General features: G+C 66.2%; 13 protein-coding genes. 8 read left to right on the top strand and 5 right to left on the bottom strand.

Going from position 1 to position 18,704, the window contains the following annotated elements:
• Window positions 1–239 precede the first annotated feature (239 nt).
• Both AC1PLR_RS16355 and AC1PLR_RS16350 read right to left on the bottom strand, forming a co-directional pair.
• On the bottom strand, window positions 240–2,885 hold the full coding sequence (locus AC1PLR_RS16355) for a hybrid sensor histidine kinase/response regulator (RefSeq protein WP_481101662.1): 2,646 nt from the start codon (window positions 2,883–2,885) through the stop codon (window positions 240–242).
• Window positions 2,886–3,205: 320 nt separating this feature from the next.
• Entirely contained in the window at window positions 3,206–4,378 is a 1,173-nt protein-coding gene (locus tag AC1PLR_RS16350; protein WP_481101661.1) for an OprO/OprP family phosphate-selective porin, read from the bottom strand.
• 445 nt (window positions 4,379–4,823) lie between these two features.
• Between AC1PLR_RS16350 and AC1PLR_RS16345 the strand changes: the two genes are divergently transcribed.
• The 4 genes from AC1PLR_RS16345 (at window position 4,824) to AC1PLR_RS16330 (ending at window position 10,788) form a co-directional block, all read left to right on the top strand.
• On the top strand, window positions 4,824–6,188 hold the full coding sequence (locus tag AC1PLR_RS16345) for a dicarboxylate/amino acid:cation symporter (protein WP_481101660.1): 1,365 nt from the start codon (window positions 4,824–4,826) through the stop codon (window positions 6,186–6,188).
• 149 nt (window positions 6,189–6,337) lie between these two features.
• Window positions 6,338–8,629, top strand: coding sequence for an NADP-dependent malic enzyme (locus AC1PLR_RS16340; RefSeq protein WP_481101659.1), 2,292 nt, complete (start codon window positions 6,338–6,340; stop codon window positions 8,627–8,629).
• A gap of 181 nt (window positions 8,630–8,810) precedes the next feature.
• Window positions 8,811–9,158 carry a helix-turn-helix transcriptional regulator gene (locus AC1PLR_RS16335; protein ID WP_481101658.1) on the top strand — a complete coding sequence of 116 codons (348 nt, stop codon included), beginning with the start codon at window positions 8,811–8,813 and terminating at the stop codon, window positions 9,156–9,158.
• Window positions 9,159–9,765: 607 nt separating this feature from the next.
• Window positions 9,766–10,788 (top strand): hypothetical protein, encoded by a 1,023-nt coding sequence (locus AC1PLR_RS16330; RefSeq protein WP_481101657.1) that lies wholly within the window; start codon window positions 9,766–9,768, stop codon window positions 10,786–10,788.
• 1,181 nt (window positions 10,789–11,969) lie between these two features.
• On the opposite strand, the gene AC1PLR_RS16325 is transcribed toward AC1PLR_RS16330, so the two are convergent.
• Entirely contained in the window at window positions 11,970–12,344 is a 375-nt protein-coding gene (locus AC1PLR_RS16325) for a helix-turn-helix domain-containing protein (RefSeq protein WP_234006538.1), read from the bottom strand.
• Between the two features lie 78 nt (window positions 12,345–12,422).
• Here AC1PLR_RS16325 and AC1PLR_RS16320 point away from each other — a divergent pair, with 78 nt between their 5' ends.
• From AC1PLR_RS16320 to AC1PLR_RS16310, 3 genes are read left to right on the top strand one after another with little or no spacing between them, the layout of a single operon-like run.
• Entirely contained in the window at window positions 12,423–12,620 is a 198-nt protein-coding gene (locus tag AC1PLR_RS16320; protein WP_010344507.1) for a zinc-finger domain-containing protein, read from the top strand.
• Between the two features lie 10 nt (window positions 12,621–12,630).
• A complete protein-coding gene (locus tag AC1PLR_RS16315; RefSeq protein WP_481101656.1) occupies window positions 12,631–13,743 on the top strand; it encodes a glycosyltransferase in 1,113 nt (370 codons plus the stop codon).
• Window positions 13,724–15,079, top strand: a complete 1,356-nt coding sequence (locus AC1PLR_RS16310) for an O-antigen ligase family protein (RefSeq protein WP_481101655.1) — start codon at window positions 13,724–13,726, stop codon at window positions 15,077–15,079. The genes AC1PLR_RS16315 and AC1PLR_RS16310 overlap by 20 nt, the downstream gene beginning before the upstream one ends.
• A gap of 4 nt (window positions 15,080–15,083) precedes the next feature.
• On the opposite strand, the gene AC1PLR_RS16305 is transcribed toward AC1PLR_RS16310, so the two are convergent.
• Window positions 15,084–16,025 carry an LpxL/LpxP family Kdo(2)-lipid IV(A) lauroyl/palmitoleoyl acyltransferase gene (locus AC1PLR_RS16305; protein ID WP_481101654.1) on the bottom strand — a complete coding sequence of 314 codons (942 nt, stop codon included), beginning with the start codon at window positions 16,023–16,025 and terminating at the stop codon, window positions 15,084–15,086.
• 103 nt (window positions 16,026–16,128) lie between these two features.
• Here AC1PLR_RS16305 and waaA point away from each other — a divergent pair, with 103 nt between their 5' ends.
• A complete protein-coding gene (gene waaA, locus AC1PLR_RS16300; protein ID WP_010344495.1) occupies window positions 16,129–17,448 on the top strand; it encodes a lipid IV(A) 3-deoxy-D-manno-octulosonic acid transferase in 1,320 nt (439 codons plus the stop codon).
• 315 nt (window positions 17,449–17,763) lie between these two features.
• Here the strand turns inward: waaA and AC1PLR_RS16295 are convergent, their stop codons facing one another.
• Window positions 17,764–18,687 carry an IS110 family transposase gene (locus AC1PLR_RS16295; protein ID WP_481101609.1) on the bottom strand — a complete coding sequence of 308 codons (924 nt, stop codon included), beginning with the start codon at window positions 18,685–18,687 and terminating at the stop codon, window positions 17,764–17,766.
• Window positions 18,688–18,704 lie beyond the last annotated feature (17 nt).

Raw genomic sequence — 18,704 nt, 5'->3', positions numbered from 1 at the left:
TGAGGGTACGGCGGCTAGAATTCTTTCGCCGCCAGCGCAGCGGTGGGATTGGCGCGTCAACTGCGGATGAGGTCGTGCGCGGCGCGGCGCGCCCCGTACCCTCACCCCAACCCCTCTCCCGGGGGGAGAGGGGCTAGCGCTTTCCTTCTCCCGCCGGGAGAAGGTGCCCCGCAGGGGCGGATGAGGGTACGGCAGCCAAAGATCCACACTCCCCAAGCCTGATAAACCGCTCACACGCCTCACCCACGCCGCAGCAGCATCTGCGTCATCAGCGCGCGCAGGGCTGGCGCGCGGACCGGCTTGGCCAGGAAGCCCCAGCCGCGCTCCTGCGCCAGGGTGCGCAGCGCCGGATCGGCCTCGGCGGTGACCAGGATCGCGCGCGGCTCGGCCTGCCAGCGCGTGCACAACTGCGCGAACAGGGTCGGGCCGTCGCATTCGCCCATGCGCACGTCCAGCAGCACCAGTTCCGGTGCCTGCGCCGGCTGTGCCGCGGCCAACGCCTGCTCCGGGCCGGCGGCCAGTTCCACCTGGCAGGCCCAGCGCGTCAGCAAGGTGCGGCTGGCCTCGCAGACCCGCGGGTCGTCGTCGATGCACCAGACCCGGCAGCCGTGCAGGATCGGGTCGTCGCCGTTGTCGCTGGCCATCGCCGCCGGCGCCTGGCGTTGCGCGGCCGCGGCATCGCCCAGCGGCACGGTCACCGAGAACACGCTGCCGCGGCCCAACTGCGAGCGCAGGCCGATGCGATGGCCGAGCAGGCGGCCGATGCGCTCCACGATCGCCAGGCCGAGGCCGGCGCCGCGGTCGTTGGCGACGCCGTCGCCGAGTCGGCGGAACTCCTCGAAGATCTCCTGTTGCAGCGCGTCGGGAATGCCCGGTCCCTGGTCGTGGACCTCGATGCGCAACTGCGTGCCGTCGCGCCGGCAACCCAGCAGCACGCGCCCGCGTGGCGTATAGCGCACCGCGTTGGACAGGAAGTTCTGCAGGATGCGCCGCAGCAGGGTCGCATCGCTGCGCACGGTGGCGCGGGTCGGCACGTAGTCCAGGCGCAGGCCGCGGCCTTCGGCGACGATGCCGAACTCGCGCGCCAGGGTCTGCAGCAGCGGGTCCAGCGCCAGGTCCTGCACCTGCGTCTTCAGCGTGCCCGCTTCCAGTCGCGAGATGTCCAGCAGGCTGTTGAGGATCGCATCCTGCGCCGCCAGCGCGTTGTCGACGTGGTCGGCGATCTGCCGCGCATCGGCGTCGTGCAGCTTGCCGCGCAGTGCCGAGACGAACATGCGCGCGGCGTTGAGCGGCTGCAGCAGGTCGTGCACCGCCGAGGCCACGAAGCGGGTCTTGTAGCGGTTGGCGTTCTCGGCCTCGCGCTTGGCCTCGGCCAGGTCGTGGGTGCGTTCGGCGACGCGGTGCTCCAGCGCGTCGGCCAGCGAGCGCAGTTCGCGTGCGGCGTTCTTGTAGCTGGTGATGTCGGCGTAGCTGGTCACGAAGCCGCCGTCGGGCAGCGGATTGCCGCGGATCTCCAGCACCGTGCCGTCGTCCTTCTCGCTCTCGCGCATGTGCGGGCGGCCGCTGCGCAGATGGTCCAGGCGGCGCTGGATCGCCGCTTCCACGGGGCCGGGGCCGAGCAGGCCGCGGCGCGCGTTGTAGCGGAACACGTCCTCGATCGGGCGGCCGACCCGGATCAGCTCCGGCGGAAAGCGGAAGATCTCCAGATAGCGCGAATTCCACGCCACCAGGCGCAGTTGCGCGTCGATGATCACCACGCCCTGCGGCAGGTGCTCCAGGCTGCGGCTGAGGCCGGTGTCGGCCTGCTGCGCGGCCTGCACGATGCCATCCTGGGCGGTGCGCAGTTCCTGCGCGTGCTGCTGCAACAGCGCTTCCAGTTCGCGCCGGCTGCGTTGGCGCAGCCGCGCCAGGCGCTGGCGCTGCTGGAACAGCAGGCCCAGAAACGACAGCGCCAGCCAGATGCCGGCCGCGGCCAGCGCGGCGGCGCGGCCGGCGGCGCGGCTGCCGCCGACGTCGTGCAGCAGGTGCAGGCGCCAGCCGCTCTCCGGCAGCGCCATGCTCTGCCACAGCAGCGGCGCCGGCTGCGCCGGCATGTCGATGCGCATCACTTGGCCGCCATCGTCCAGCGTCTCCAAGACCCGCCGTCGCGCCGGCAGCAGGGTCTGCTGCGCGTACTGGCGGGTCGCCAGCAGTTCGTCGCGCTCGCGCGCGCTGAGCGGCTGCAACTGGCGGTAACGCCACACGTCGCGGCTGGACAGGAACACCACGCCATGCCCATCGCTGACCAGCACTACGTCGGGGACGCGCAGCCATTCGTGCTCCAGCGCGGCCAGTTCGATCTTGATCACGATCACCCCGAGCGGGCGTCCATGCGCGTCGAGGATCGCCTGCGAGAGGAAGTAGCCGGGCACGCCAGTGGTCATGCCGATGCCGTAGAAACGGCCCTTGCCTTGCGCCAGGGCCTGTTTCACGTAGGGGCGGAAGCTGTAGTCGGCGCCGACGTTGCTGCTGGCCAGGCGCCAGTTGCTGGCGGCCAGGGCCACGCCGTTGGCATCGATCAGGGTCAGGGTCGAGGAGCGGGTGACGTCGTTGGCGCGTTCCAGCTTCAGGTTCAACTGCTGCTGCGTGGCCGCGTCCAGCGGATGGGTGAGGGCGTCGCGCAGTTCCGGGTCCAGCGCCAGCACCTGCGGCAGGGTGCGGTAGCGGTCGATGCGCTGCTGCAGGGTCTGCGCATACAGCTCCAGCTGTTGGCGCAACTGCACGCTCTCTGCGCGCAGCGCGCGCTGTTCGGCGACGTGTTGCGCCGACAGCATCGCCAGCACCATGCCGCCGACGATGACGACCAGCAGCAGGATCAGGCGACGATGGCGCAGGAGCGAGGGCATGCGGAAGAACGCGACGGCCGGGACCGCATCAGCTTAGAGGGTGCGCTGGCGTTTGCGGTGCGCGGTGGCGATGGCCGGTGCCGTGGATCGCCAAGCGAGAGCGAAGGACCCAGGCAGATTGGCCGCCGATCGCGTCAGTGGATGTCGGCGACCCCGTCTCGCGGATCTGCAACGGGCACGTCGTGGGTGGACAGGGCACATCACCCAGTCGTCGTCGGTATCGCCGAGCGCCATGCCAGCAGTTCGCTGCGCAGCGCCTTCGCGCGGCGCAGCGGGCCGCAGTCCGGCCGATCGCGTCGGATCGGCCGGACTGCGTCGGCTCAGAACTGGACCTGGGCGCGCAGGTCCAGCGAGTTCGGCTTGACGCGCACGCCGGCGCGCTCGGCATCGGCACGCACGTAGTTCACCTGGAACTTGAAGTGGCTGGTCAGGTACCAGTTGGCGCCCAGGGTCCAGTCGTGCTGGCGGCCGCCGAGCACCGTGCCGTCGTCCAGGTCCAGGCGGCTGTAGCGCGCCAGCAGTTCGACCGCGCCGTAGGCGTTGGCCGGCTTGATGTTGCCGACGTTGCCGGCACTGTAGGGCCGCGATTCGCCGGTCAGCACGTAGCTGGCGAACACGTACTGGCCGTTGGCGGTGTAGTCGGGACGGCCGTTGTCGCGGGTCACGTCGGCGCGCAGCGCCTCGCCCTGCATCGAGAACGGACCCTTGATCCAGATCGCCTCCAGGCCGGTACGGCGCACCTGGTCGACGTCGACCAGCGTGCCCGAATCGATCAGGCGCACGTCGGTCAGGCCGGCTTCCGGACGCGCACGGAAGCGCGCGCGCGGGCTGAAGCTCACGTCCAGGCCGTTGTGGTAGCCGCGCGGATTCTCCTGCGAGTACGCCAGGCCCAGGTGCAGCACGTCGCCGTCGGCCTTGAACGGGGTCCACACGCCGCGTACCGCCTGGGTGGTGCCGGGATTGTCGCCCTGCAGATCCTTGCCGCCGTAGGCGCCGGCCTGCAGCAGGTACTGCGGACGCTCGAAGGTCCACTCCACGCCGGTCCGGCGGCCCTGGTAGATCGCCTGCACCGGCAGCGCCACTTCCATGAAGCTGTCCGCACGCGAGCTGGTCACGCCTTCCAGACCCACCGGCACCTTGATGTAGCCCAGGCGCACCTTGCCGTAGTCGGCGCCGAACAGGGCCTTGGTCTCGAAGCGGAAGAACACGTCTAGCCACAGCTTGGACTGGAAGTCGAAGTACACCATCGCGTCGTACACGCCCTTCTTCTTCAGCGTGGCGCCGAACTCCTTGCGCCGGAACGTATTGTCGTCCTCCAGGCGGCCGTCGTCGTTGGAGAAGTTGTTCCAGTCGTAGGCGTAGTTGCCGGTCACGGCCAGTTCGGTGCCGTCGTTGAAGGCGACCTTGGTCGGCCAGTCGTCGAAGCCGTTGGCGGCGAAGGCGGGAGCGGCGGCGGTCAGGCCCAGCGCGGCGAAGAGAAGAGTGTGGCGCATGATGGAGTCGTCTCGGTAAGGAATGAAGGCACGGCAGTCCCCGGCCGGGCAGGTGGTGCGATGACGCGGGCAGTGCGGCGGCGGGCCGCACGCGAACGGCGACGCCGCCGCGATGCGGACACAGTGCCGGACGTGATGCCCCCTGCATGCAATAGCGGACGCGCCCGGCCGTTCTTTACGGCGATGTTGCAGTCCTGCGGCGACGTCTACCCCTGAAGACGTGCGCTGCGATGGCGACGGCGCCGCCGTCGGCCGCGAGGGGCGGCGTCTGCGTGCGGCGTAGCGTTAGCCCTTCCGTGAGCCTACCGCGCCACTGTAACCGCGTCGACACGGCGCGGCGCCGGGCCTAGTACCAATAGGTTATCTGCTTAGACGCTGGCGACGCGTACAAAGGCAGCATTCCGCGACCCGCGTCGGGTGGGCGGACCGTCCCGGAGCGCTTTCGATGCACATCTCAACTTCCCCGGCCACGCCTGCGCCGCGGCCTGTGCCGTTCTACCGGCACACCTACGTCCAGGTGCTGGTGGCCATCGTCATCGGTGCCGTCCTCGGCCATCTGGAACCGCAGTTCGCCACCCAGCTCAAGCCGCTGGCCGATGCCTTCATCAAGCTGGTGAAGATGATCATCGCGCCGGTGATCTTCCTGACCATCGTCACCGGCATCGCCGGCATGACCCACCTGAAGACGGTCGGCCGGGTGTTCGGCAAGGCGATGGTGTACTTCCTGTTCTTCTCCACCCTCGCGCTGGTGGTGGGCATGATCGTCGCGCACGTGGTGCAGCCCGGCGCGGGCATGAACGTCAACCTGGCCACGCTGGACCAGAGCAAGGTCGCCAGCTACGTGCAGAAGTCGCACGACCTGACCCTGGTCGGCTTCCTGATGGACATCATCCCCACGTCGCTGATCGGCGCGTTCACTGGCGACCAGGTGGTCAATGGCAAGCTGGTCGGTCCCAATGTGCTGCAGGTGCTGTTCGTCGCCGTGCTGTTCGGCGTGTCGCTGGCCCTGATCGGCGAGCGCGGCAAGCCGGTGGTCAACCTGCTGGAGGCGCTGATCGCGCCGGTGTTCAAGCTGGTGCACATCCTGATGAAGACCGCGCCGATCGGCGCGCTGGGCGCGATCGCCTACACCATCGGCGAACACGGCCTGCACTCGTTGGTGCAGCTGGCCTGGCTGGTCGGTTCGTTTTACGTCACCTCGCTGCTGTTCGTGGTGGTGATCCTCGGTGCCGTGGCGTATCTGTGCGGTTTCTCGATCTTCAAGCTGATCCGCTACCTGAAGGCCGAATTGTTGCTGGTGCTGGGCACGTCCTCGTCCGAATCGGCGCTGCCGTCGCTGATGGAGAAGATGGAGCGCGCCGGCTGCGAGAAGTCGGTGGTCGGCCTGGTGGTACCCACCGGCTATTCCTTCAATCTCGACGGCACCAACATCTACATGACCCTGGCGGCGCTGTTCATCGCCCAGGCCACCAATACCGAACTCACCCTCGGCCACCAGATCACGCTGCTGCTGGTGGCGATGCTCAGCTCCAAGGGCGCGGCCGGCGTGACCGGCGCCGGCTTCATCACCCTGGCGGCGACGCTGGCGGTGGTGCCGGAAGTGCCGGTGGCCGGCATGGCGTTGATCCTGGGCGTGGACCGCTTCATGAGCGAGTGCCGCTCGCTGACCAACTTCATGGGCAATGCGGTGGCCACCGTGGTGGTCTCGCGCTGGGAGAACGCACTGGATCGCGACCGCCTACGCCTGGCCCTGGACGGCGAGGCCGTGCCGTTGCCCGCGATGGCGGCCGAACCGCTCGCCACGCGCTGATCCGCTGCACCGCACGACGCGCCGGCCTTGCCGGCGCGTCGCGTTTTTCCCGGCACTCAAGGCCCTGGCGACAGCCGCCAGACAGGACCACTCCTGCTGCTGGGGGTAGAATTCCGGGCCTCCGCGCCTTTCGACAAAAGAAGCCCTCGATGTCAAACGACGATTTCAAACAGGCCGCCCTCGACTATCACCGCCAACAGCCGGCGGGCAAGATCAAGGTCTCCGCGACCAAGCCCATGCTGACCCAGCGCGACCTGTCCCTGGCCTATTCGCCGGGCGTGGCCTTCGCCTGCGAGGCCATTGTCGCCGATCCGCAGCAGGCCAGCGAACTGACCGCGCGCGGCAACCTGGTGGCGGTGATCAGCAACGGCACCGCGGTGCTGGGCCTCGGCAACATCGGCCCGCTGGCGTCCAAGCCGGTGATGGAAGGCAAGGGTGTGCTGTTCCAGAAGTTCGCCGGCATCGACGTGTTCGACATCGAGATCAACGAGAACGACCCGGACAAGCTGGTCGACATCATCGCCAGCCTCGAGCCGACCTTCGGCGGCATCAACCTGGAAGACATCAAGGCGCCGGAGTGCTTCATCGTCGAGCGCAAGCTGCGCGAGCGCATGAACATCCCGGTGTTCCACGACGACCAGCACGGCACCGCGATCATCGTCGGCGCGGCCGTGCTCAACGCGCTGGTGGTCACCGGCAAGAAGATCGAAGAGGTCAAGCTGGCCACCACCGGCATGGGCGCGGCCGGCATCTCCTGCGTCAACATGCTGGTCTCGCTGGGCCTGAAGCCGGAGAACATCCTGGCGCTGGACCGCGACGGCGTGATCCACACCGGCCGTACCGACCTGGATCCGGACAAGGCGCGCTACGCGCGCGACACCGACAAGCGCACGCTGGCCGAGATCGTCGAGGGCGCGGACATCTTCCTCGGCCTGTCGGCCGCGGGCATCCTCAAGCCGGAGATGGTGGCGACGATGGCGCCGCAGCCGGTGATCTTCGCCCTTGCCAATCCCAATCCGGAGATCACCCCGGAAGCGGCCAAGGCAGTGCGCCCGGACGCGATCATCGGCACCGGCCGTTCGGACTACCCGAACCAGATCAACAACGTGTTGTGCTTCCCCTACCTGTTCCGCGGCGCCATCGATGTCGGCGCCACCGGCATCAACGAGGAGATGAAGGTCGCCTGCGTCAAGGCGATCGCCGCGATGGCACGGCGCGAGGCCTCGGACCTGGGCGCGGCCTACGGCGGCGAGACGCCGAGCTTCGGCCCCGACTACCTGATCCCGCGGCCGCTGGATCCGCGCCTGCTGGTCGAGTTGTCCTCGGCGGTGGCGCAGGCGGCGATGGACTCGGGCGTGGCCACGCGGCCGATCGCCGACATGGACGCCTACCGCGACAAGCTCAGCCAGTTCGTCTACCGCACCAGCCTGATGATGAAGCCGGTGTACGACCGCGCCCGGGCCGACAAGCAGCGCGTGGTCTATGCCGAAGGCGAAGAGGAAGTGGTGCTGCGCGCGGTGCAGAGCGTGATCGACGAGGGCCTGGCGTTCCCGATCCTGATCGGCCGCCCGGACGTGATCGAGGCGCGCATCCAGCGCCTGGGCCTGCGCATCACCGCGGGCGTGGATTTCGAGATCACCAATATCCATGACGATCCGCGCTTCAACGACTACTGGCAGTACTACCACGCGCTGACCGAGCGCCGCGGCGTCACCGTCACCGCGGCCAAGGAACTGATGCGCTCGCGGCCGACGCTGATCGCCGCGGTGATGGTCGCGCGCGGCGAAGCCGATGCGCTGCTCACCGGCGTGGTCGGCCGCTTCCACAAGAAGCTCGGTTACGCGCGCAGCGTGATTCCGCTGGAGCCGCGGGTCAGCTCGACCTCGGCGATGACCGGCGTGATCAACCAGCAGGGCGCGTTCTTCTTCGTCGACACCCACGTGCAGGAAGACCCGAGCGTGGAACAGATCGTCGAGGCCACGCTGCAGGCCGCCTATCGCCTGAAGCTGTTCGGCATCGAGCCGAACATCGCGCTGCTGTCGCATTCCAACTTCGGCAGCCACGATTCGCGCGACGCGCTGAAGATGCGCCAGGTGCGCGAGGCGCTGCTCAAGCGCAAGCCGGAACTCAACATCGACGGCGAGATGCAGGGCGATACCGCGTGGGACGAGGCGCTGCGCAAGCAGATCATGCCCAACAGCACGCTGAAGGGCCGCGCCAACCTGTTCGTGCTGCCCAACCTGGAAGCGGCCAACATCGCCTACAACCTGGTGCGCGTGTTCACCGACGGCGTGGCAATCGGCCCGATCCTGATGGGCATCTCCAAGCCGGTGCACATCCTCACCACCAGCGCCACCTCGCGCCGGGTGATGAACATGACCGCGATCGCCGCGGTCGATGCGCAGATCCGCAAGCAACGCGACGCGGAGAAGACTGGCTGAGTTAGCCGAAGTACGTTGCCCGATACGGACGGCCCTTGTCTCGCATGGAATCCCCCAGGAGATAGATGAGGGCGGTCATAGTCAATCGTTTGACAGTCTCACTGATTCAAGCAAAATGCCTGCTGCGCCTGCTCTAATGGAATGTGGGCGCAACTTTTGGCACTAGATCGGTGGGCAAAAAATGGATGATGGCGAAGTCGCAACCCGTATCCGTTCGGCTCGTAAGGCTCTGGGTCTATCGCAGAGTGAGCTAGCCAGTAAACTGGGTGTCCACAGATCTACCATTGCTTATTGGGAGCGGGGAGATGGTGTTGCGCCCAGTCTCAGCAGCTTGCGCATCCTTAGCCAAGAACTGAAAGTTGCTTTTGACTGGCTTGCACTTGGTAGTGCTGTAGGGGAAATGCGTGTTGCGCCAAGGTCGCGTCGTGATCTTGAGTCGCATCTTTTAATTCTCTCTCGACATGTCCCCATTTCTTTTCTAGCGACAGTAATCGCACTACTTGAGAGCGCTAGCTCTTATCTGGAGTAGCACTAAGAGTGCTCGCTGCTTGAGTGTGTCCCTGCTATTGCTGATAAGTAGTAATGTTAGCTGTGGTTATGGCCATTAGTGCATATGTATGACGGTTTTCTATGTTGGATCCATACTAATCTGGCCTGAGAATTTCCCGGCTCAGCCGGGAAAGGAATAGATTTTTGGTATATGCGAGGGGGGGCTATCCGGAGACTCCAAAACGTGAGTCGCCACGTTCTCAGGGATGGAGAAACCAAAATGGATGAATTGAAGGCCTAAGTCATACCGGATGAGGCGTCTGTATAAGACGCTACATGTTGGTCTGAGATAGAATTTTAGAGAATATTTCAAGGATTGAGCAAGCAGAAAGGGGCAAGTCACGCTCCAGTAGCCAAGTTGAGTTGCTGATGTTTTTGAAGGCCCCGGCATGCCGGCGGAGCCTTACTACACACGGTAGCCCTTGGTTGCCATCTTGTTTGGCTTACTATTGTTTAATATTTAAAACATTGTATTGCGCAAATGTATGAAAATTTGCGCAATAGGCATTGCTGTAGCTGCTTAATAGTGACTAAATTGAGCCTCCAACGCGCCTCTAGGAGTGCACGTACGCAGACATATTTCTGAGTTGAAGATATTGCTGGCGCCGATAAGCGGATTTCTAACAATAAATCATTGGGGTTCTATGAAAGGTCCGGTAGTTTCTACGTGTTTTGGGGCGGTTTTGCTTTTTTCGTCTATCGCTAATGCGCAAGTTGTTGCTCAAAGTTGTGAGGGGTGCAACGAGAAGCAATTAATTCAACTCGTTGCCAATTGTAGTGCTGGCAGTACTTATGTGGCAGATTTTTCCAGCAATAAACTTTATAATGCTTGTTCGTATCTTGATGTTAATGATACTAAGCCTGTGACCCGAACGCGCCGAGTTCAATATAATGCGGTTGGTCAAGACTATCAGGGTATTTTCAACAAGTACTATCAGGTCTACATTAATAATAACCGGACGCTTGGTTACACCGCTTACCTTCACGGCATCACGCCTACGGCGTCTGTCCAAGAGTCTTTGCTAAGTCGCTATATCTCCTTTCTTCTGGATTCGATGGTTTCGGTGGCGAAAGCGCAAGGTTCTTCCAGTGACAATGGCTATACCAACGCTTATGACACGGTGGTATCTGTTCAGGCGAACCAGAACGTTATTAATCAATTGGCGAGCCAAGCTTTCAGTGCGCCTTCTCTGTCTGAAGCCAATCCTGGATTTGGCCCGGGCCTTGTTGGGGCGATAGCTGAATTGGAAAATTCCTTTAACTCAAGTCTTATAAATTTCAGCAATTTCAATGCAACGTATATTGTTGAATTTCCGGACGGAAGTCAGCGCACTTATCGTGTCGATTTCCAGGCCCATAGTTACGCTGCTGTACCGGGGACGGCTCGTGATTCCCACGGTAATCTAATTCCGGAAAATAAAGCGATGGTTAGCAACGGAAGCTCCGTCGCAAGCTATAATTTTACCGGTGATCCTGGTTATGATCGCACAAATTTTATTCATTTGGCTCAAGGTTTTGGAGCCCAGGGCGATTTTAGTCAGGCAATGAACTGGGCTGGTGCCGAATGCTTTTGGGATGGCACAACGCTCAGGTGTTCGGAGAGTAGATAGTGACAGGGCTAAATAATTTCTGGGTTTTTATTCTCTGGGTTCTGCCTTTGTCTTATGTCTGCTTTTCGCGAAGATCTGCGGGGCGTACCAAATTCATCTGGATAGTTCTCGTTTTCTTTTTTTCATATTTTGCTTTGGTGGCTTATATCTTATCAAGACCCGGTAGCAAGGGTCGGTTATGAAATTCTAATGGCCACCCAACAATTTGGGCTGGCCATTTTTTTGTTAAGTGCTGTATGTCCTCTCTTTATGTCACAAAATCTATTTGGCGATAGGTCTGATGCGTTATGTCGGTTGCTGCCAGCTTGTTTTCTCTAAGCCGTTTCGCAATTCGGCTGTCGCAATGCGGTAGAGGCAAGTCGTAGAGAATCAAAAGGTGTTGGTGAGCGATCAAGTGATTGGTGACTTGCTGTGTTGTAATTCTATCAATGGCCCGGTTGTATTGGTTGCGGTTTCTACGCTGTACGTGGTTTCTGATTGAATCCATCCAGCAATGAGTTGCTCCCCTGTGATTTTTACAATCTTCGTCCTTGGGTATATGTCTGTCCGAGGCGGAGCCTTTATCGTTGGCAAATTGCCCAGACGACTTCCATAAATGTTTAGCTGTTAAGGGGCGTTATTGCCAGTCCTGGCTTGACGGTAGGCAACTTCGTCCGGCGGCTAGCGCAGCTATTGGCGAAGGTCGGGTCTTTGATTGCCATGCAGCCTAGATCATTGTTTTCCTGGAAATTGGATTCTGATCCATATTCGCTGGATGTAACTCATTTGTAGCTTTAGGCCACAGATTGCCCTCTCCTAACTTCCTCAAAGTGGCAGCTCAATATAGATATAGCCACGGCGGCGGACAGGGCAACGGGAGAGAAGGGTGGGACGATTTGCCGTACGCTTCCGCATTGCAGGCGAATCGCACCTGCCGCGCACGCAGCCGCCTGCGCTGGTTGCGCGCAATGGTATGGGGCGAGAGGAGAACAGCAGCGGCGCCACGATCCGCGCGGCTGCTGGGCCGGCGGGCGAGGGAGACGCTAGGGGAGGGACCGAAAGGTCGAGACTGAAAACGCTTTCATTCGTGGGCGACACAGAATGTCGCAGTGCCATTCGCATCGCTGCGCGCGCGGCCGGCACGAAGGCCGCGCGAGGGAAGGCCAGGCACGAAGGGCGGCGCCGGCGGCGCCGCGCCTCGTTCAGGCCATGCGCTTGCCCACCGGCAGCGGCAGGCTGTCGCCGTCCGTCTGGTTCAGCTTGGAGGGCTTGCCGGTCAGCAGCACATATGCGTCGACGCCGGTAAGTTCGGCGATCTTCAGCAAATGCCGGGCATTGGGGACCGAGCGGTTGTTCTCCCAATGACCCAGCGTGCTATGCGCCACGCCCAACAAGGCGGCAAGCTCGCGCAGTGTGAAACCGGCATTTCGCCGCGCCTGCATCAAACGCACACCTATATCCACGAGACACCTCAAAGCGGCATGTCGGCGCCGCGTGATGCCAGCATAGTGGTGCGTTGGTTCCGTATCAAGCGAAGCGGAAAGGCGCGTGAAAGGACGGCCGGCGATCGCTGCCACCGCGGCCTCCGGGACCCGCGCCTGGCCCGGGATGGACTGCTAGAATCGCCTGTCCCTTTTCGCCGTGTCCCCACCGCCATGAGCCATACCGCCACCGCGCCCGCCAACGCCCAGACGCGCTACGAGGTGCGCCGCGCCGACCTGCCGCTGAGCTGCCCGACGCCGGAGATGGCGCTGTGGAACTCGCATCCGCGGGTTTACCTGCCGATCGAGGACGAGCCGGGCCTGGAAGCCAAGTGCCCGTACTGCGGCGCGGTCTTCGTGCTGGTCGACTGACCCGGATTCGATGCACCGCCTGACCGTGGTGCAGTTGCTGCCGGCGCTGGAGTCCGGCGGCGTCGAGCGGTCCACGCTGGAAATCGCCCAGGCCCTGGTCGACGCCGGGCATCGCGCCGTGGTCGTGTCGGCCGGTGGCCGCCTGCTCCCGGCGTTGGCCGCCACCGGCGCCGAGCACATCGCCCTGGACATCGGCCGCAAGTCCCTGCTGACCCTGCGCCATGTGCCGGCGCTGCGGCGCCTGTTCGCGCGCGAGCGCGCGGACATCGTGCACGCGCGCTCGCGGCTGCCTGCCTGGCTGGGCTGGCGCGCGCTGCAGGGCATGCCGGCGGCGCAGCGCCCGCGCCTGGTCACCACCGTGCATGGGCTCAACTCGCCCAGCCGCTACAGCGCGGTGATGACCCGCGGCGAGCGGGTCATCTGCGTGTCCGAGACCGTACGCGCCTACGTGCTGCAGCACTATCCACAGACCGATCCGGCGCGCCTGCGGGTGGTGCCGCGCGGCATCGATCCGGTGCAGTTCCCGCGCCGTCCCTGGCCGGACGCGCAGGCGCGGGCCTGGGCCGCTGGCCAGGCGCCGGCGCTGGCCGGCAATGGGCCGCTGCTGTTGCTGCCGGGGCGCGGCACCCGCCTGAAGGGCCACGCCGACGCCCTGCGCCTGCTGGCGGCGCTGCGCGGCGAGGGCAGCGACGCGCGGCTGTGGCTGCCCGGCGCGCGCGAGCCCGGGCGCGACGCGTATGTGCGCGAGCTGGAGGCCGAGGCGGCATCGCTCGGCGTCGCCGACGCGGTGGCGTTCACGCCGCCGACCGCCCGCATCGCCGAGGCCTATGCCGCCAGCGACCTGGTGCTGCAACTCTCGCGCAAGCCCGAGGCGTTCGGCCGCACCGTGGTCGAAGCGCTGGCGGTCGGGCGGCCGGTCCTGGGCTGGGCGCATGGCGGGGTCGGCGAACTGCTGGCGCAACTGCAGCCCGCCGGCGCCGTGGCGACGTTCGACGCCACGGCCCTGCAGGGCGCCGCGCGCGCGCTGCTGGCGCAACCACCGGCGCCGCCGGCCACGCTTCCCTATACGCTGCAGGCGATGCAGCGCAGCACCCTGGCGATCTATGACGAACTCCGGCCCTGACGGTTCCCTGTCCGCTTCTGCCCTGCCCGAGGTCCGCGAACGCTGGGCGCCGGTGTGGGTGCTGGTGTTCGTCGCGCTGTGGCCGGCGCCCGGCCTGGCCGCCGGCGTGCTGGCGCTGGGCGCCCTGGTCACCCTGGCGCGGCTGCTGCACAGCCGCTTCCGCGGCGGCGCGCGCCTGCTCAGCGGTCCGGCCTGGGCGCTGACCACGCTGCTGTTCCTCACCTACTGGCTGCCGCAGCCGCTGTCGGCGTTCGGCGCGGTGGACGTGGCGCTGGCCCTGCGCGAATCGGCGGTGGACCTGCGCTTCCTGCCGTTCCTGTGGCTGGTGGCGATGGCGGTGGCGACGCCGCGTGGGCGCCGCATCACCTTCAACGGCCTGGCGGCGATCGCGGCGATCTGGACCGTGGACGCGCTGGCGCAGGCACTGTGCGGCACCAGCCCGCTGTTCTGGTCGATGGACCAGCTGAAGTGGGCGATCAGCCACCACGGCCTGTGCACGCCGCAGGAGATCGCCCTGGCCGATCGCCTCAGCGGCGTGTTCGGCCCGTGCAATCTGAAGTTCGGCCAGGTGCTGGCCAGCGTCTCGCCGTTCCTGCTGTGGGTGGCCGCGCGCCGCGGCGGCGCCTGGGGCTGGCTGCTTGCGGCGGGCGCGGTGGGCGTGGTGCTGGTGCTGGCCGGGTCGCGCGCGTCGTGGGTCACCTACGCGCTGCTGCTGGTGCTGTCGGGCTGGCGCCTGCTTGGCGCGCGCAAGCTGCTGGCGCTGGGCGTGGCCGCGCTGCTGGGCGCCGGGGTGCTGGGCGTGGTGTCGCCGCAGGTGCACGACCGCTTCGAGCGCACCGCGCGCGCGCTCAGCGGGCATCCGGCCGACCTCAACGCCGCCCTGACCGGGCGCGCGCAGATCTGGACCGCGGCCTGGTGCATGATCCGCCAGCACCCGATCAATGGCGTCGGCGTGCGCGGCTTCCGCGAGGCCTACGTCGGGTGCGATCCAGACCCGAGCCATGCCGGGGAATGGGGACGCGAACCGGCCTTCCATGCCCACCAGATCGTGCTCGAGGTGCTCGCCGAGACCGGCGTGATCGGCCTGCTGCTGTGGCTGGCCGGTGCCGCGCAGGCGTGGCGCGCGTGGCGCTACGCGTCGGCGCAGGCGCGCGAACGCGCGCGGCCGGCCATGCAGGCGCTGCTGATCACGGTGTTCCCGTTCAACACCCACCTGGCCTTCTATTCGTCGTTCTGGGGCGCGCTGACCATGCTGCTGATCGGCCTGTACGCCGGCGCCCTGCTGGCGAACGACCCCGAACCGGGCGAACGCACCGACGCCGCGACGCCGGAGTGAGTGTTCAGCCGCGCTCGTAGAAGTCGCTGCGGCCGCCGGGCTGGCGCTTGAAGCGGCGGTGGATCCACAGATACTGCGCCGGCGCCTCGCGCACCATCGCCTCGATGGCGGCGTTGACCCGCGCGGTGTCGGCGACCATGTCTTCCGACGGAAAGTCTTCCAGCGGCGGGGCGATGCGCAGGATGTAGTCGGCGCCTTCGCGGCGGTGGAAGTACGGCACCACCGCGCAACCGGTCAGTCGCGCCAGCTGGTGGGTGGCGGTGATGGTCGCCGCGGGCATGCCGAAGAACGGCACGAACACCGTGTCCTTGCCGCGCATGTCCTGGTCCGGCGCGTACCACAGGAAACCGCCGCGCTTGAGGTGGCGCACGCTGCCGCGCAGGTCCTCGTTGGCGAACATGGCGGTGGCGTAGCGCAGGCGGCCGCGCTTGACCGCCCATTCGAACACCGGATTGCGGTGGCGCCGGTACATGCCGGCCAGCGGCACGTGATCGCACAGCAGGCGGCCGCAGATCTCCAGGGTCATGAAGTGGCCCGACACCAGCAGCACGCCGCGGCCTTGCGCCTGCAGCGCCTGCAGGTGTTCCAGGCCCTCGATGCGGGTGCGCCGGCGAATCGCGCCGATGCCGCCCCACCAGGCGCGGGCGAATTCGAACACGCCCACGCCCAGCGCGTCGAAGCTGTCGCGCAGCAGGCGCGCGCGCCAGGCCTCGCTCTGCTCCGGGAAGCACAGTGTCAGGTTCACCTCGGCGGCATGGCGGCGGGTGCCGGCCAGGCGCAGCGCCAGCCAGCCGATGCCGCGGCCCAGGGCGCGCTGCAGCAGCCACGGCAGGCGTGCGGCGATCACCGCCAGGCCGAGCAGCAGCCAGGTGGGCCAGTGGCGGGGCGAGCGTGGCGGCGGTGCGGCCTGGGTCGCGGACGCGGGCGGAGTGGGAGCGGCAGACATGCGCCAAGTTTAGCCGGGCACGCGTACGGCCGCGTCGGCGCGCACGGCTGGGGGCATGGCGATCGTCTGCCGCCGTCCCGACGCAACCGGCTATGCTGTCCGGATGCGCAACGATTTCATCGAGCGGCTGCTGCGCGGCCTGTACTCGGCCGTGCTCTATCTGCTGCTGCCGGTCACCGTCTATCACCTGGTCTGGCGCGGCTTCCGCGTGCGCCAGTACTTCCAGCGCTGGGACGAGCGTTACGCCTCGTACTCGCAGGCGCGCGGACGCCCGCGGGTGTGGCTGCACGCGGTCTCGGTGGGCGAGGTCAACGTCGCCGCGCCGGTGGTCAACGCGCTGCGTGCGCAGCGTCCGGACATCCGCTGGGTGATCACCACCATCACCCCGACCGGCTCGGAGCGGGTACGCGCGCTGTGGGGCGACGCGCTGGACCATGTGTACCTGCCCTACGACGTGCCCGGCAGCGTCGGCCGCTTCCTGCAGCATTTCCGCCCGAGCCTGGCGCTGATCCTGGAAACCGAACTGTGGCCGAACATGCTGTTCGGCTGCCGCGACCGCGGCATTCCGGTGTACGTGCTCAACGCGCGGCTGTCGGCGCGTTCGCTGCGCGGCTACCGGGTGCTGCGACCGCTGATCGGGCGTGCGCTGCGCACCGTCACCTGTGTGGCGGCGCAGTCGCAGGAGGACGCCGAGCGCTTCGTCGCGCTGGGCGCGCGCGCCGAGCAGGTGCGCGCCCTGGGCAACCTGAAGTTCGACATCGCCGCGCCCGCGCACCTGCCGGAGGTCGTTGCCGCGTTCCGCGAGCGTGTGCCGGCGGCGCGCCCGGTGTGGATCGCCGCCAGCACCCACGACGGCGAGGAAGCGGCGGTGATCGAGATGCACCGGCAACTGCGCCGGCAGTGGCCGGACCTGCTGCTGCTGTGGGCGCCGCGGCATCCGGAACGCTTCGCCAAGGTCGAGGCGCTGGCGCGCGACCAGGGCTGGCGCGTGGCCACGCGCCGCCAGCAGCAATGGCCGGGTGCCGACGATGCGGTGTTCGTGATCGACACGCTGGGCGAGTTGATGGGCTTCTACGCCTGCGCGCAGGTCGCCTTCGTCGGCGGCAGCCTGCAGCCGATCGGCGGCCACAACCTGCTGGAGCCGGCGGCGGTCGGCACGCCGTCGGTCACCGGCCCGCACCTGCACAACTTCTCCGAAATCTCGCGGCGCATGCGCGAGGCCGGTGCGGTGGCCATCTGCGAGGATGCCGGCGCCGTGTGCGCGGCGCTGCAGTCCCTGCTGGGCGATGCCGAGGCGCGCAAGCAGATGGCCGAGGCCGGCTGCGCGCTGGTCGCCAACGGCCGCGGTGCGCTGCAACGGACCCTGCAACTGATCGCGCCGCATCTGCCGCCGTTGGCAGGCGAGGCGAGTGCGGAGGACTGACGTGCGTGGCGCCGGGATGCGTGCGTCATTCGGCGTTCCCGGTAAAGCGCGTCGCGGCTGAAGCCGCTCCTACGGTGACTGCGCCAGCTTCCTTTTCCGTATCCCAGAAAGACCCGTGTGGGAGCGGCTTCAGCCGCGACGCATGACACTCTCCGTTCGCCTATTCCGCCCCTTCCATCGCGCAGCGCGTCGGGACTGAAGTCCCTCCCACAGTGGGCTGCTGTCACGGTCAGAACGACTTTCGCTTTGGCAGATGGCGGGCGACGCTGCACGGCGCGTGTCGCATGGCGAGTGCGTACTCGTAGGAGTCAACTGTCATGCACCTGCGATGACAGGAGGAGCGTACGGGGCCTGATCGCGCGCGATGGCATTGAGCCAGCGCAAGAACTTGTGCATGCAGGCGACGATGGCGACCTTGGCCGGCTTGCCCGCTGCGCGCAGACGTGCGTAGGTGTTGGCCAAGGGGGATTTGGCGCGGATGCTGGCCCAGGTGGCCATGTACAGCACGCGCCGCACGTCGGCACGTCCGCCTTTGATGCGGCGCTGGCCTTTCCAGCAACCGCTGTCGTGATTGAACGGGGCCAGCCCGATCAGGGCAGCGAGCTTGCGTGGCGGCAGCGTGCCCAGCTCTGGCAGCCGCGCGGCCAGAACCGCGCGCAGGATCGTGCCGAGCCCAGGCACCTTGGGTAGGCTCGAGCAGGTCTTGCCCTGCTGCTCGATCTCCTGCATCAACGTCTGGATCTGCTGGTTCAGCAGGGCGATCACCTCTCGGCAGCGGTGTTGCGCCTTGGCGCTGGTAATGTGTTCCAAGCGCCGCCGATGGGCATCGCGCTGGCCCACCAGCGTGGCACGCAGGTCCAGCAGTTCGCGAAGAGACTGCTGGTGCCCGGGCACCACGGGCGTGGGGGTGGTCGGGATGTGCTGGGCGGCGATGGCCAGCAGGCGCGCGTCCAGGGCATCGGTCTTGGCATGCAGGCCCAAGGCCTGGGCGAGCTTGCGCGGACGATCGGCGGGCATCCGCACCACGGGCAGATCGGCCTGCCGCAACACTTGCAGCACGGCACGTTCGTACCCACCGCTGGCTTCCAGCACGATCCGCTCGCAGTCCATCCCAGCCAGACGTTGGGCCAGCGCACGCTGCCCCTGTGGCGTATTGGGCTGGGTCCAGGCCTGCTCGTCCGGCAGGGCATGAATGACCAGTTCGGCCTTGGATACATCGATCCCGACATGGCGTCGCATAGACGTTCTCCGCAGTA

Source organism: Xanthomonas sp. NCPPB 3570 (assembly GCF_056725115.1).
This window is presented reverse-complemented; position numbering and strand designations above follow the sequence as displayed.

Bases quoted from the DNA above. Each gene is read 5' to 3' on its own strand.
- AC1PLR_RS16355 (WP_481101662.1), bottom strand. From the start codon at position 2,885: ATGCCCTCGCTCCTGCGCCATCGTCGCCTGATCCTGCTGCTGGTCGTC.
- AC1PLR_RS16350 (WP_481101661.1), bottom strand. From the start codon at position 4,378: ATGCGCCACACTCTTCTCTTCGCCGCGCTGGGCCTGACCGCCGCCGCT.
- AC1PLR_RS16345 (WP_481101660.1), top strand. From the start codon at position 4,824: ATGCACATCTCAACTTCCCCGGCCACGCCTGCGCCGCGGCCTGTGCCG.
- AC1PLR_RS16340 (WP_481101659.1), top strand. From the start codon at position 6,338: ATGTCAAACGACGATTTCAAACAGGCCGCCCTCGACTATCACCGCCAA.
- AC1PLR_RS16335 (WP_481101658.1), top strand. From the start codon at position 8,811: ATGGATGATGGCGAAGTCGCAACCCGTATCCGTTCGGCTCGTAAGGCT.
- AC1PLR_RS16320 (WP_010344507.1), top strand. From the start codon at position 12,423: ATGAGCCATACCGCCACCGCGCCCGCCAACGCCCAGACGCGCTACGAG.
- AC1PLR_RS16315 (WP_481101656.1), top strand. From the start codon at position 12,631: ATGCACCGCCTGACCGTGGTGCAGTTGCTGCCGGCGCTGGAGTCCGGC.
- AC1PLR_RS16310 (WP_481101655.1), top strand. From the start codon at position 13,724: ATGACGAACTCCGGCCCTGACGGTTCCCTGTCCGCTTCTGCCCTGCCC.
- AC1PLR_RS16305 (WP_481101654.1), bottom strand. From the start codon at position 16,025: ATGTCTGCCGCTCCCACTCCGCCCGCGTCCGCGACCCAGGCCGCACCG.
- waaA (WP_010344495.1), top strand. From the start codon at position 16,129: ATGCGCAACGATTTCATCGAGCGGCTGCTGCGCGGCCTGTACTCGGCC.
- AC1PLR_RS16295 (WP_481101609.1), bottom strand. From the start codon at position 18,687: ATGCGACGCCATGTCGGGATCGATGTATCCAAGGCCGAACTGGTCATT.